We start from the raw sequence: 13,375 nt of genomic DNA, 5'->3' as shown, positions 1-13,375 counted from the left end.
CGATGTAGGAGCCGGGGCTACCCGGCGAACCGGCCCACCATCCACTCCAACCCCATCCCCACGTGGGCTTCGGTGCTGTCTACCAGCGTGAGCGCCGTATCGTCCGGGCCAATCAGCAGGCCGATTTCGGTACATCCCAGTATTGCGGCTTGCGCGCCGTTGGCTTGTAGGCGTTCAAGGCAGGCGAGGTAGAACGCTTTCGCCTCGGGCTTGATAGCCCCAACGCACAGCTCGCTGAAAATGACCCGGTCAATTTCTTCCATTTCCGCTTCTGTAGGCAACAGCACGTGTTGGCCGAAGCGTTCGCTCAAGCGATCGCGGTAGAAGGGCTCGCGCATGGTGAAGCGGGTGCCCAGCAAGGCCACCCTTTCAATGCCTTGGGCCTGTAATTGCTGGCCCACCGCGTCGCCGATGTGCAGCAGCGGAATGTCCACCGAAGCCTCGATTGCCCCGGCGACCTTGTGCATGGTGTTGGTGGCCAGCAACAACGCCGTTGCGCCTGCCCGCTCCAGCCCTTGTGCCGCACGCTCCAGCAGTTCCCCCGCCGCTTCCCATTCGCCGGCCTTTTGCATGGCCGCCACCTGAGCGAAATCCACAGAGTGCAACAGCAGAGGCGCCGAATGCAGGCCACCGAGCCGGTCGCGCACGCCTTCGTTGAGAAGCCGGTAGTAGGTAGCGGTGGATTCCCAGCTCATGCCGCCGATGACGCCAAGGGTTCTCATGGCCGTGCTCCGTTGGGTTCAGTGCTCTTCGAGCAAGTCATGCAGGTCTACGAACTGCCGGGTGAGTTTATGGCGAGGATCGAAGTGGATCAGCGGCTTGTTCGCTTCATGAGACTCGCGCATCCGCACTGAGCTATTCAGGTATACGGGCAATACCGGCAGCCCTTCCGCCACCAGGCCATCCAGCATCTTCTGCGGTAAGGCCGCTCGGGGCTGGAACTGGTTAACCACGATGCCCTCGATCACCAAGTCTTCGTTGTGCTCGTCGCGCAACTCGCCGATTTCTTTTATCAGCCCATACAAGGCCTGGCGCGAGAAGCTGTCGCAATCGAAAGGGATCAATACCCGGTCGGCGGCGATCATGGCCGACACGGCATAGAAATTCAGTGCGGGAGGCGTGTCCACGTAGATGCGCTCGTAGTCCTCCTCGAGCGTGTCCAGCAACTTGCGCAGCTTGTTGATCTTGAATTTGGCTTCCAGCTTGGGCTGCAGGTCCGCCAGTTCCGCCGTCGCAGTGATGAGGTGAAGGTTGTCGAACGCTGTTTCGTACACGTCTACGGCGTTCTTCTTGCCGAACTGCCCAGAGGCCAAGGTATTGCGAAAGAACGCGGCAATGCCAGGGGGCACATCGTCACCGGCCAGGCCGGTGAGGTACTGCGTGGCGTTGGCCTGGGCGTCCAGGTCGATCAAGAGCGTCCGGTAACCGGCGCTGGCACTGACTGCCGCCAGGTTGCAGGCAATACTGGACTTGCCCACCCCGCCCTTTTGGTTGAACACCACACGTCGCATTGCATCCTCCTTTTTGCGTTCCAATCCGGTGCGACCGCTCGCACCCCACGATATGTACAGGGTCTGCGTGGCAAAGGCTACCTTGGGTCAATGATGGCCAAGCAACAAATGGCTAAACGCTTCGCCCATGGCAGATCCCGGCCCGGTGCGCCGCACCAGCCATACCGCCGACTCCGCAGCCGCATCGAGCAACGGCCTGTACACCACACCATCGATACGTATGGAGCGGAACGAGGCCGGCAATACCGACACGCCAAGGCCCGCCGACACCAGCCCGATGATGGTCATGGTTTCGGTAGCCTCCTGTGCGAAGTGAGGGCTGAACCCTGCGGCTTGGGCCAGGCTCAGCAGCTGAGCGTACAGGCCGCTGCCGTAGCTGCGCGGGAAGAACACAAACGGCTGCTCGGCGAGCGCAGCCATGGGCAGCCCGTCTCCGGGCATTGTCGCCAAGGGATGGCTGGCGTTGACTACCGCCACGAGGGGTTCTCGGAACAGCTCAACGGCATGCAATGTGTCGGCAAGAGGTAGCGGCCGCATGATGCCCACTTCCACACGCTTCTCGAGCAAGGCATCGGCGACCTCCTGGCTGCTCATTTCGCGCAGGTGCAGGTGCACGGCGGGGAATGCCTGGCGGAACGCACGAATGGCCGTTGGAATACTGGAATTGAACGGCGCGGACGACGTAAAGCCGATCTTTAGTTCACCGAGTTCCCCTAACTGGGCCCGACGCGCTACATCCGCTGCCTTGTCGACCTGCGCCAGCACATGCCTGGCTTCCTCAAGAAACAAGCGCCCGGCTTCGCTCAAGGCTACCCGGCGGTTGGTGCGGTCGAACAGGCGCGCGCCCAGCTCCTGTTCCAGCGCCTGGATCTGCTGGCTCAATGGCGGCTGGCTGATTCCCAGCGCTTCGGCAGCACGCCCAAAGTGCAGACACTCTGCTACCGCAACGAAATAACGAAGGTGGCGAAGCTCCATAACCATATCCAGAACATATCAAACAGGTCGAACAATATATTGGAAGTCATGTTCGCCCGGTTATATGCTTTTTTAATCCCGCACTGTCCTGATGAGGCCTCTCTTGAAAACCGCTGTGGCCGAGCCAGTTCGCCCTGTTGCCGCTTCACCCGCCCCTGGCGCTGAACGCTGGATCGAAAAAGGCACGCCGCTATTCATGCGCACGGTGCTGGCGTTGTTTTGTGGCGGCTTCGCGACCTTTGCATTGCTGTATTGCGTACAGCCGATGATGCCTCTGCTTTCCCATGAGTTCTCCATCAATGCCGCGCAGAGCAGCCTGGTGCTTTCCGTTTCCACGGCCATGCTCGCGGTCGGGTTGCTGATTACAGGGCCAATTTCGGACAGGATCGGCCGCAAGCCGGTGATGGTGACGGCCCTGTTCAGCGCGGCCCTGTGCACTATGGCCAGCGCGCTGATGCCGAGCTGGCCGGCAATTCTGCTGATGCGCGCGCTGCTGGGGCTTTCGCTCAGCGGTGTGGCCGCTGTGGCGATGACCTACCTGAGTGAGGAGATCCATCCAGAGCACATCGGCCTGGCGATGGGTTTGTACATCGGCGGCAACGCCATCGGCGGGATGTCCGGGCGGCTTATTCTGGGGGTATTGATCGACTACGTGAGCTGGCACACAGCAACACTCGTGGTCGGTGGCCTGGCCTTCGCAGCCGCGGTGGTATTCGTGAAGGTGCTGCCGCCTTCGCGAAACTTCACCAGCCGCGCGCTCAACCCTCGTAGCCTGCTGGACGGGTTTGTGATTCATTTTCGTGACGCGGGCCTGCCGTGGCTGTTCCTTGAAGCCTTCCTGCTGATGGGGGGCTTTGTCACGTTGTTCAACTATATTGGCTACCGTTTGCTGGCCGATCCCTACGATCTCAGCCAGGCGGTGGTAGGGCTGCTTTCGATTGTGTATCTCGCGGGCATTTACAGCTCGGCGCAAACCGGCGCGCTGGCAGACAAGTTCGGGCGCCGCCAGGTGTTCTGGGTGGCCATCGCGGTGATGCTGTTCGGGCTGGTGCTTACCATGCTCCCGTCGCTGGCCGCGATCCTTCCCGGCATGCTGGTATTCACCTTTGGCTTTTTCGGCGCGCATTCGGTGGCCAGCAGCTGGATCGGCCGCCGCGCCACCCATGCCAAGGGCCAGGCATCTTCTCTGTACCTGTTCAGTTATTACTTGGGCTCGAGCCTGGCTGGCACCCTGGGGGGCGTGGCCTGGCATTACGGGGGCTGGAACGGGATTGGCACGTTCATTGGTGCCCTGCTGGTACTGGCACTGGCGGTAGCGGTGAAGCTGGCGCGCCTGCCAGTACTCCCGGGCAACAAAAAACCGGCCTAGGCCGGTTTTTTTTGTCGAACGCCCCAGTTACTGGACGATTTCCACTCGGTGAACGTCGACCTCGCGGCCGTCGCTGTCCACATCGACTTCGCCGACGAGCCGTACCTTTTGCTTGTCATCGACTGACGCATTTGTAGGCCATTGATCGTCGTCGATCTCTACCTTGATGGTGCCGCTTGCATCGCGGAACTCGTAGTTGTCGCCCTTCAGGCGGTGCGTGATGGTGCCTTCGAGCACTACCCGGGCATCATCAGCGGCCTGGTTCGCCGCCTGCGCGGTATTGATCACGCCAGCGGCAGTACCTGCAGCGCCGCCATTAGGGCCGGTGTAGCCGCCAGCGTGGCTGAAGGCGCTAGCGGCCAACAAAGGAAGGCAGATCGAAAGATAACGCAGCTTCATCGTTGAACCCTCATCGCTGTATGGATGAACACAGCGTAGTGAAACCAGATGAAGCCAAGCTTAATCCGGCGGGGCCAGGCCAGAGACAGCCATGATCAGCCGTAGCCGGTCGCCTTCCCGGGCGAGCTTGATCGTGTCGAGCTTCAAGTCAGCGCTGTCGAGGCGCTCGAGCCACGGCCACAACGCAGCTGCGGCGCCTTCCAGGGAGAGCTGCGCGCGGCCCGTGGAAACATCAATGCGTTTCACGTCTATCTGGGCCTCGATCAAGGACGCATGAAGCTGCTCCGGGGTGAACGCCTGCCTGGATGTTGATTGGGCCGGCGCGTTCGCCAACTGCCTGGCCAGTGCCACTAGCTCGGTTTGAGCCGCCCTGGCCGCTTCGCTGCGCCACTGCAATGGTAGCCACGCGAAGCGCCACAGCACCGTGGAGGTCAGCAAAGCGGCCGCAAGCAATAACGTCAGCCGCTCGCGCTTTGAAAGCCGCCGCCAGCGCATCCAGGCACTCATGTTCCGATCTCCTCCAGGCTACCGTGCCAGCGCCCTTTTTCGGCAGTCATCTTGAGCATTCGCCACTGCTTGCGGTCAAGGTGAATGTCCTCCAGCCGTTGCGCACTTACACTCAGGCGCCAGCGCTTGTCGGTGCCCCGTTCGATCGTGAGCACCTGTACCCCTGGGGTTGCGTCCAGCTGCTGCAGCAACGCTACAAGCGCGGGTAGTGCGCCGCTACGTGCGTTCCCGCTGGCGCCAGAAAGCCGGGCCAGCAGCGCGGGCCCGGGCGGTTGACCCGGGTACAGCTGCGCCATGCGCTGTTCGTTACTGTGCGCCAAGGCCAGGTTGCCGGCGATCAACGTGGAACCCACTCGGTACTCGGCGGCGCATACCAGGCCAAACGCGCAGGCGGCTATTGCGAGGGTGGCCCCCCATGGCCAATGTGCTCGCGTGTTTCGGCTTTCAAGCAGGTTCAGCCCCATGGATCCCTGTAGTGCTGCCCAAAGGGTGCCGGGCGCTTCCAGCCGAGCGATGGGCTGATCGCTGTCACGTTCAAGAGCGCCCAGCCAGGCTTCGCTGGCCGCCAGCCTGGGCAGCCCCTTGCCGCCGACCAGCCAGCGCCCCGCGATCCATACAGCGCCGGGCTGAGACGGAGCGCAGCAGTCGGCATCAATGTACAAGCCGACCATTGTGGGCAGTGCTCTGCGTAGATATTCCACCAGCGCGTGATGAGCCTGCCCGTCGGTTATCCACAACTCATGACGGTTGTCCGCATGCCGTTGACCACGCCAGGCGCACAAGCTCTCGGCGGGTTGGAGCAATTGCTCCTCGAGCTCGAACAGCATCGCCTCGGTGGTGGGTTTGCCGCGGTGCCGCCAAGGGGCACAAAGGTGCCAGCCAAACCGCTCCATCGGCAGCAAGACCTTCACCGGTTTGCCCTCAAGCATACGGGCGCAGCCACCCAGGGTGGTTTCAGTCACGCCTTGGGCGTGTTGCATCAGCCAACACGGCTGCGTATCAAGGGCCTCGGCGGTCTGGGGCAGTATGTACAGCCATGTTGTCATGGTGATGGCGCCTCTTCCTCAATTGCGCGTAGCCAACGGCGAAGCACCCGCGGGTGGCCGTCGGTAGCAGCCAGTTCCACATCGGCAAGCAAACGCAGGCGGCGTCGATCGGCCTGGGCTGCCAGCTCAAGGCGGAACCAGCGGCTACCGACAGCCAGATCACCGGCCTGCACGCTCAGGCCTTGCAAGGCAGGTTGGTTGCGCCAGGCCTGCACCGTCGAAAACCCCGCTGAAGGCCGCTCGCGCTCCAGGCGCCGCGCAACGTCCATCGGTATGCCCAGGCTAGCCAACACAGGCGCTTGCACGGTATTGACGTTGATCCGCGCAGCCTCGGGCATCCATGCGGCATAAGGCGCAAGCCGCGCCAGCCATGTGCGGCTCACGCCAGTTAGCAGGCGCGCCTGGCTGAGCTCGCGCCATGCAGGCAGGGGCCCTTCAGGCCAGGAAACAGCCTGGAGCTCAAGCACCTGCAGCAGCCGCTTGAACTGCTCAAGCCCGCTTGGCCGCGCAAGCCATTCAAGGTTGAAGCGCCCCGCCAGGTCGGTGACCGCGCCCTGTAGATAGATGCCGTCCTTCAAAGTCCAGGCCTGCGGTTGCGCCCAAGGCTGGCCAACGTGCACGGGTTCAGGCCGCGAGCCTTCCCAGCTTGGCAACTGGGCCAGCAGCCGCGCTTCCCCTTCGAGGAGCGCCTGGCGCAGCCGTATTGTCTCAAGCTGCATGGTTGTCGCGGCGACCATTACCCGTTGTTGCCGCACAACCCCTTCCACCAGCAGCAACGCCAATGTGAGCACCAACAACACGCTGAGCAACGCCATACCCCGTTGCTGTCTCATCGGCCGTGCCCCGGCCAGCGAAGCAGGCGGGTAACGGTTCCGAATAGCGAGTGTTCGACGGTCAATCGTAACGCGGCAGGGCGACAGGGCACCTCGCAGCCATCCAGCCACAGATTGTCCTTACCCAGCACTTGCCAACGGGCAGCCTTGATCCCACTCAGCAACCGCCGTTGCGTAACCGCGCCGTTATCGCCCCGTGCATGCCGCCAGAGTTCGCCGTCACTGAACTGATAGCTCACCTGCTGCAACTCGCTGCGCGGAAGATCCAACGGGTTGCGCCAGCCCGCGCTGCCGAAGGTCAGCTGGCGCCTGTCCAGGTACAGTGGGCGGTACCAGGTGACGGCGTGCAGCGCATCGTGGTCCAGGGCGGTAAACGTACGTTGCAGTTCACGCAGCGACTGGCTGCGAGTGGTTAATCCCAGTTCCGCTCGCCATGCCAGGTCGAACAGCTTTGAACAGGCGATACCGAGCAAGGCGAACAATGCGAGGGCAATCAGCAGTTCCACCAACGTAAAGCCGCCCTGGTTATTGCTCACGGAGCCGACCCCGACCAGGTAGCCAAGGCTTCGCCACCTGGCGTTTCCTGCAGCACTATGGACAGGCCACCGGCGCCCTCGGGCCGTTGCTGCAACCACCACGTGTTCCCGGCAAACGTGAGCGCCAAGCCCTCGGTGCGGGGCGATACCAGCCCCAGGCTCAAGGCTTGAAGGTGATTATCCAAGGCAATACTGGCGAACCAGCGCGCCTCCAGGCGTTGCTGATTGAAGGTGCTCCATTGCGCAGCGGACACCACCGCCGCCGCCAGGGTTGCAAACACCGCCAGGGCTACCAGCAGTTCCATCAGGGTAAAGCCCCGCTGCCGCTTCACGGTTGCAACTCCGGGTCACCGGCGCCATCGGTGCGCAGCACCCCGACGCTTTGCCCCTGCCACCGCAGGTGTAACTCAAAACTGCTCAGTTCATCGCTGGCCAGCGCGAGCAGCTGTGGCTTGGCAGGCCCGGTTGCAGGCAGCAGCACAGCCTGCCCTTCTACCATGAGCTGCCAGGCCATGCCCGTACCCAACGCGCCAGTAGGAGGCAACGCCGTCCAGGCACCTTCGCGCAGCGCCATCGCTTGCCAGCCCGCCTCGTTCAAGGCAATGCCGTACTGGCTGTCCAGCAACACCGCCTGCTCGCGCAACGTACTCAATCGCGCGCCCAGTTCAGCCAGGGTCTGGCGGCCTTGGCGGTGAGGATCGGGACCCATGGCAAGGCTTGCCGTGGCGAGCACCGCTCCAATCACAGCCATCACGATCAGCAGCTCAAGCAGCGTGAAGCCGCGTTGCGCAAACGGTTTCAAGGCGCCCAGGCCTCAAGGTCGGCAGCGCCTTCGGTGCCGCCGGGTTGCCTGTCCGCGCCGAGCGAGCTCAACTCGAAACCTGTGTCCGTCACGGCGTAGCGGTACTGGCTGCCCCAGGGGTCTACCGGCAGCTGACGCAAATAGCCTCGCGGGCTCCAGTTGGGCGCAGGCGGGTCGCCTTGCGGGCGGGTGACCAGCGCCTCCAGCCCTTGTTCGGTACTGGGGTAGTGGCCGTTATCCAGGCGATACATTTCGATGGCGGTGGCAATGGCTTTCAGATCGCTGCGTGCGGCGGTGACCTTGGCCTGCTCGGGACGGTCCATGAATTGAGGCACGATCAGCGCGCCGAGCACGCCGATGATGACAACGACGATCATGATTTCAATGAGGGTAAAGCCACGCTGAGCCGCCCGCGGCAATTGCAATGTACGCATTCAGGTTACCAATTGGTTGAGGCTGAGGATGGGGAGCAACACGCCCATCACGATGAACATGACCACAAGCCCCATCCCGACCAGCATCAAAGGCTCGAACAGGCTAAGCATCATGGCAATACGGTTGGCGAGGAGTTTTTCCTGCTGGTCAGCGGCACGGTGCATCATCCCGGCCAAGTTGCCGGACTGCTCCCCACTGGCAATCAACTGCAGCATGAGCGGGCTGATGGTTTTAGTGCCCGCCAGCGCCTGAGCGAGCGCACCGCCTTCAGCCACGCGATCCACTACACCCACGAGGCGATCTCGAAGCGCCAGGTTTCCCAATACGGCGTTGGCAATTCTCAGCGCTGGCAGCAAAGGCACGCCACTGCCCAACATGATCGCCAGGGTGCTGATATAGCGGGCGCTTTCAGCATTCCCCAGGGTGGGGCCGAGTACCGGAACACGCAGAAACAGGCTGTCCAGCCGCCGCCGGGGAGCGGGCTTGCGCAGCAGTATCGGGCCCGCCGTTGCCAGCAGTGCCATGAACACGGCGAGCCAGGGCCAGGCGATCCTGAGGAACTCCGTAAAGCCCATCAGCCACCGTGTGGGCCATGGCAATGCCTGGCCGCTCCCGGTAAACAGGGCGAGAATATCCGGCACCACGTAGCCCAGCAGAAACGCCACGATCACCGAGCTCACCAGCAGCAATAACGCGGGGTACACCAGGGCAGTGCGGATGCGCTGACGAGCGAGCTGCCGCGCTTCGAGGTGGTCTGCCAACTGCTCCAGCACTTGTCCCAAATGCCCCGATTGCTCACCGGCTTCCACGGTGGCGCGATACAGGTTGGAAAATACCCGGGGCTGGCTGGCCATGGCTGCGGCCAGGCTACGGCCTTCTACCACGCCACCCAGCACCGCCTTCAATACCTTGGCCGTGGGGCTGTCGTGCATTTGGCGGGTCACGGCCTCAAGGGCGCTCGCCAACGGCACCGTAGCTTGCAGCAAGGTCGCGAGCTGGCGTGTGGCAAGGGCAAGCTCGGCGCTGCCTACCCGTACCTTTTGCACGTGTGGGCCGCCACGGGCCACGCTTATATGGCGCGGTACCCAGCCGCGTGATCGCAGCTGTTGCCGGAGCGCGGCAGCACTGGCAGCGCTTTCCAGCCCCCTTTGAATACGGCCCTGTGCATCTTCGGCGCGGTAGCGGTAACGGTTCATGGCCCTATTTCCACTACGCGGCGCACCTCGGTCAGGCTGGTGAGCCCGTCGGCTACTGCCTGCAAGCCCGCTGCGGCAAGGCCTGGCGCCTGCTGTCGGGCCAGCGATTCGAGTTGTTGCTCACTCGCGCCATCATGGATGGCCAGCATGAGCGATGAATCCATTTCCACCAGCTCATGAAGGGCCATCCGCCCCCGATAACCATGGCGGCAGTGCTCGCACCCTACCGGCTCGAACCCACCGCTGGCGTGCGGCTGCTTGCAATGGACACACAACAGCCGCACCAGCCGCTGGGACTGCACCGCAGTGAGGCTGGAGGCCAGCAGATAGGCATCTACACCCATATCGAGCAAGCGGGTTACCGCCCCTACGGCACTGTTGGTATGCAGGGTCGACAGCACAAGGTGGCCGGTAAGAGAAGCCTGAATGGCCACCTCGGCCGTTTCCCGATCCCGGATTTCGCCCACCATCACCACGTCCGGGTCTTGCCGCAGAATGGCCCGCAACCCGCGCGCGAAGGTCATGCCCGCCGCCGCATTCACGGGCGACTGGCCGATTCCCGGGAGGTGGTATTCCACCGGGTCTTCCACGGTGAGGATGTTGCGTGCCTGCTCCCGCAAGCTGGCCAGGGCCGCATAAAGGCTGGTGGTTTTTCCTGAACCTGTGGGGCCGGTAACGAGAAAGATGCCATGGGGCCGCGCCAGCACCCCTCGCAGGCGTTCAAGCCCGGGCCCCGGAGGCATGATGTGTTCCAGGCTGACCGGCACGGCGTTCCTGTCGAGCAACCGCAACACCACCCGCTCGCCTTGCACGCACGGCAGCGTGGATAGGCGTATGTCGATATCGTGCCCGGCCAGGCGCAGCGCGATCCGGCCATCCTGGGGCACGCGCTTTTCAGCGATATCCAGCCCTGCCATCACCTTGAGCCGGGACACCAGCGAAGAGGAAGCTTCACGGCGCGCCCGCAAGACTTCTCGAAGGTGCCCATCCACGCGCAGGCGCACCACCACTGCGTTTTCTTCGGTGTCCAGGTGAACATCCGAGGCACGTTCCCGTACCGCCTGCGCCAGCAGCGCGTTGATGAGGCGAATGACCGGCGCTTCGGCCTCATCCTCCAGCAGGTCCAGGTTATGCGGCAGCTCTACCGCCAACTGGTTGAGGTCCTGATCGTCATTCAGGCGCTCGGCAACATGCCGCGCGTCGTGTTCGTCGCCCTGGTAATGGCGGGCCAGGCGCTGCGCGAACGTGGTGTCGTCAAGCAGTTGCAGACAAGGCTCGTGACCGAGCCAGCGGCGTACCTCGGCACATACCTCCCAACCGGGCTGGCCACGGCATACCAGCACTGGCGCGGCAGCGGTCCCTTCGAGCAGAACGCCAGCGCGCGAGGCGTAGCGGAACGGCATGGGCGGTAACGACGGTTCAGTCATGTGAACCCGGCGCCTCCTCGAACAAGCCCTGCGCTTCAGGGGGGACGCGCCGGCCACGAGGGTCGTCGATCACCTCGGTTTCGGTTTGCCTCGCCCTTTGCAATTGCCGCTCGGCCAAGGCCGTTTGCGCCACGGCCTCGCGCATCACCGTCGGGCGCAGGAACACCATCAGGTTGGTCTTCACCTGAGTATCACGCCGCCAGGTGAACAAACGGCCCACCCAAGGCAATCGCTTGAGCCCAGGTACGCCACTTTCGGTCTGGCGTACGCTGTCCTTGATCAAGCCACCTAATACGATGATCTGGCCATCCCGCGCCAGGATGGTGCTCTTTACACTGCGCTTGTTGGTGATCAGGTCCTTCACGGCGGGGTCTGTGGTGGGCGCGACCTCCGAGTTCTCTTGTTCGATCTCCAGCCGCATGGCATCGCCGTCGTTGATATGAGGGCGGATCTTGAGCTTGATGCCCACGTCCCGGCGCTCTACCGTGGTGAAGGGGTTGTCCGAGCCACTGTTGCCAGTGGTGTAACTGCCCGTGAGGAAGGGGACGTTCTGGCCCACCAGAATCTCCGCCTCCTGGTTATCCAGGGTCATCAGGCTAGGGGTGGACAGCAGGTTGCTGTTCACGTTGCTGGCCAACGCCGACACCAGCAACCGAAAACGATCGTTGCCTAGCCGCAGCAGGCCACCGTCAGGTAGATCCAGCTCTTCGGCAAGCGTACCGATCGGGCTGATGCCTGCCCCGGGGAAGCTGCTGGAGCCCCCAAGGTCGCCGCCCTGCAGCCCCCATTGCACGCCTAGTGCCTGGCTGGTGTCGCCACTGATCTCGACGATAGCGGCCTCGATCATCACCTGCGCACGGGGCTGATCAAGTTGGCTGACCAGTGCCTGCATCGTACGAATAGCCTTGGAAGGCCCGATCATCACCAAGGCGTTCTGGCTTTCGTCGGCCCGTACGGTTGCTGATTGGCCTGCGCCGGCGCGGTCCCGTGGCAAGCCCTCGAGCGGTTCCCCTGCCTGCTGGCTGAGCGGATCAAGCACTTCGGCCAGCTGTCGCGCGTCGCCATGCCGCAGGTGGATCACGGCCGCGTTGCTGTCACTGCTTCGGGGAACGTCGAGGCTGAGGGCCAAGCCTTTGAGCCGCTCGCGTAACGCGGGCGGGCCCAGGAGCACCAGCGCGTGGCCAGCGGGATCGGCAATTATCCGGGGGGTTTCATCACCTTTGCGAGCGGTGGCTCGCTCCAGCAGCGTCGCGAGCTCATTGGCGTCCGCGTGCTTGAGCGGTAACACGTCATGCCCGGCCTGCTCACCGTTGTCCAGTTCCTGAGCCAGGCGCGCCAGGCGCCTGGCATTAGCTGCGGTATCGGTAATGACCAGCGCATTGGCCGAAGCCGACGGCCCCACGTAGCCTTGCGCGGAGGCCAGCGGTTTGAGCAACGCCGCCAGGTCGGCTGCCTGTGCGCTATGCAGGGCCAATACCTGTGTGACTACGCCCAGGTCGGTGCGGCTGGCGGCACGCGCCTTCGCGTCAGCAGCCGGAACCACCAGCAAGCGGCCGTCTTCTTCCACGGCGGCCAGCCCCCGGCTTTCCAGCACGGTATAAAACAGCTCGCGCACCTGATTGCGGTCCAGAGCCTGATCCGAATGCACCGTAAGGCGGGCCTTGGCCCTTGGGTCCACGATCGCGGTCAATCCCAGGATGCCTGCAACTTCGGTAGCAACATCCACGACGTCGGCGTCTTCCATGGATAGCATCCAGGTATCGGCCCGTAAGGGTGCGGCAGTGCATACCAACAACGTTGCGAGCGCGAGAGATAACAACTGTGGGGCATGTTTCATGAGTGTGGGCCTGCAGAGAGAGCGGAACGCAGGTAGCGCCTTGTGCCAGTGGCCGGTGGCCCATCAACCGCTTCGAAGGAAGGGCGGTTTGCAGTCGCCTGTCGTAAAGCCAGCACCACTTCCTCGCCACGCTGCCAGAGCACAGCATGGCCGGCGTTAACCCGGCGAACCTGGCTTCCATCCGGGAGCCTGTCGCCTATGCGGTATGCCTGCACCAGGCCGGCGTGCTCCACGAGGATTCGGGAATGCTCCCCTGCTACAACGCAAGCCTTGAGCTTGAGCGCCGTGCGCGCTTGGGCGAGCGGCGCGCTCGAAGGCAGGCCAAATAGCCTCGCGATCACCTGAGGCGAGAGTGTCGCGGGCGTGGAAACGGGATTGACGGCCACCGAGGGTAACGGTGGAGTAGCCGGTAACGGCGCTTGCCAAACGCGATAGACAAGCCAGCCCGCGCCCGCCGCCATTACCACCGGCAATGCCCACCACTTGTGGCGCATGACTGTAC

At 63.3% G+C, this 13,375-nt stretch carries 16 protein-coding genes; 1 reads left to right on the top strand and 15 read right to left on the bottom strand.

All coding sequences use genetic code 11. The features are described 5' to 3' along the window. Positions 1-17: 17 nt before the first annotated feature. The 3 genes from LG385_RS22715 to LG385_RS22705 all read right to left on the bottom strand — a co-directional run bounded on the left by LG385_RS22715 (position 18) and on the right by LG385_RS22705 (position 2,486). On the bottom strand, positions 18-722 hold the full coding sequence (locus tag LG385_RS22715) for an aspartate/glutamate racemase family protein (protein WP_225776008.1): 705 nt from the start codon (positions 720-722) through the stop codon (positions 18-20). An 18-nt stretch (positions 723-740) separates the two neighbouring features. After that, entirely contained in the window at positions 741-1,511 is a 771-nt protein-coding gene (locus tag LG385_RS22710; RefSeq protein WP_181110867.1) for a ParA family protein, read from the bottom strand. Positions 1,512-1,598: 87 nt separating this feature from the next. Continuing rightward, on the bottom strand, positions 1,599-2,486 hold the full coding sequence (locus tag LG385_RS22705; RefSeq protein ID WP_225776007.1) for a LysR family transcriptional regulator: 888 nt from the start codon (positions 2,484-2,486) through the stop codon (positions 1,599-1,601). Between the two features lie 103 nt (positions 2,487-2,589). Here LG385_RS22705 and LG385_RS22700 point away from each other — a divergent pair, with 103 nt between their 5' ends. Then, positions 2,590-3,855, top strand: a complete 1,266-nt coding sequence (locus LG385_RS22700) for an MFS transporter (RefSeq protein WP_413247343.1) — start codon at positions 2,590-2,592, stop codon at positions 3,853-3,855. A 27-nt stretch (positions 3,856-3,882) separates the two neighbouring features. Here the strand turns inward: LG385_RS22700 and LG385_RS22695 are convergent, their stop codons facing one another. Genes LG385_RS22695 through LG385_RS22640 form a run of 12 tightly spaced genes read right to left on the bottom strand, consistent with a single transcriptional unit; the run spans position 3,883 to position 13,367 of the window. Then, complete coding sequence (locus LG385_RS22695) at positions 3,883-4,254, bottom strand: NirD/YgiW/YdeI family stress tolerance protein (RefSeq protein WP_225776006.1); 372 nt, start codon at positions 4,252-4,254, stop codon at positions 3,883-3,885. Between the two features lie 60 nt (positions 4,255-4,314). After that, on the bottom strand, positions 4,315-4,761 hold the full coding sequence (gene gspM / locus LG385_RS22690; protein ID WP_225776005.1) for a type II secretion system protein GspM: 447 nt from the start codon (positions 4,759-4,761) through the stop codon (positions 4,315-4,317). Beyond that, the gene (locus LG385_RS22685; protein WP_225776004.1) at positions 4,758-5,807 is read right to left on the bottom strand and encodes a hypothetical protein; all 1,050 of its coding nucleotides are present in this window, start codon (positions 5,805-5,807) and stop codon (positions 4,758-4,760) included. The genes gspM and LG385_RS22685 overlap by 4 nt, the downstream gene beginning before the upstream one ends. Then, the gene (locus LG385_RS22680) at positions 5,804-6,622 is read right to left on the bottom strand and encodes a general secretion pathway protein GspK (protein WP_225776003.1); all 819 of its coding nucleotides are present in this window, start codon (positions 6,620-6,622) and stop codon (positions 5,804-5,806) included. Before LG385_RS22680 ends, LG385_RS22685 begins: the two co-directional genes overlap by 4 nt. A gap of 14 nt (positions 6,623-6,636) precedes the next feature. Beyond that, positions 6,637-7,176, bottom strand: coding sequence for a type II secretion system protein GspJ (locus LG385_RS22675; RefSeq protein ID WP_225776002.1), 540 nt, complete (start codon positions 7,174-7,176; stop codon positions 6,637-6,639). Then, positions 7,173-7,508, bottom strand: coding sequence for a type II secretion system minor pseudopilin GspI (gene gspI / locus LG385_RS22670; protein WP_225776001.1), 336 nt, complete (start codon positions 7,506-7,508; stop codon positions 7,173-7,175). The genes LG385_RS22675 and gspI overlap by 4 nt, the downstream gene beginning before the upstream one ends. Then, on the bottom strand, positions 7,505-7,978 hold the full coding sequence (locus LG385_RS22665; protein ID WP_225776000.1) for a type II secretion system protein: 474 nt from the start codon (positions 7,976-7,978) through the stop codon (positions 7,505-7,507). The genes gspI and LG385_RS22665 overlap by 4 nt, the downstream gene beginning before the upstream one ends. Next, a complete protein-coding gene (gene gspG / locus LG385_RS22660) occupies positions 7,975-8,412 on the bottom strand; it encodes a type II secretion system major pseudopilin GspG (RefSeq protein WP_181110877.1) in 438 nt (145 codons plus the stop codon). Before gspG ends, LG385_RS22665 begins: the two co-directional genes overlap by 4 nt. Further along, positions 8,413-9,609, bottom strand: coding sequence for a type II secretion system F family protein (locus LG385_RS22655; RefSeq protein WP_225775999.1), 1,197 nt, complete (start codon positions 9,607-9,609; stop codon positions 8,413-8,415). It abuts the gene before it with no gap. Next, on the bottom strand, positions 9,606-11,036 hold the full coding sequence (locus tag LG385_RS22650) for a GspE/PulE family protein (protein ID WP_225775998.1): 1,431 nt from the start codon (positions 11,034-11,036) through the stop codon (positions 9,606-9,608). Before LG385_RS22650 ends, LG385_RS22655 begins: the two co-directional genes overlap by 4 nt. Continuing rightward, positions 11,029-12,873 carry a type II secretion system secretin GspD gene (gene gspD, locus LG385_RS22645; RefSeq protein WP_225775997.1) on the bottom strand — a complete coding sequence of 615 codons (1,845 nt, stop codon included), beginning with the start codon at positions 12,871-12,873 and terminating at the stop codon, positions 11,029-11,031. The genes LG385_RS22650 and gspD overlap by 8 nt, the downstream gene beginning before the upstream one ends. Beyond that, positions 12,870-13,367, bottom strand: coding sequence for a hypothetical protein (locus LG385_RS22640; RefSeq protein WP_225775996.1), 498 nt, complete (start codon positions 13,365-13,367; stop codon positions 12,870-12,872). The genes gspD and LG385_RS22640 overlap by 4 nt, the downstream gene beginning before the upstream one ends. Positions 13,368-13,375: the final 8 nt, after the last annotated feature.

Origin of the sequence: Pseudomonas sp. Marseille-Q5115, assembly GCF_916618905.1 — a bacterium.
Lineage (GTDB): Bacteria > Pseudomonadota > Gammaproteobacteria > Pseudomonadales > Pseudomonadaceae > Aquipseudomonas > Aquipseudomonas japonica_A.
The sequence above is the reverse complement of the archived record's forward strand: the minus strand, read 5'-3'. Positions and strand labels throughout refer to the sequence as shown.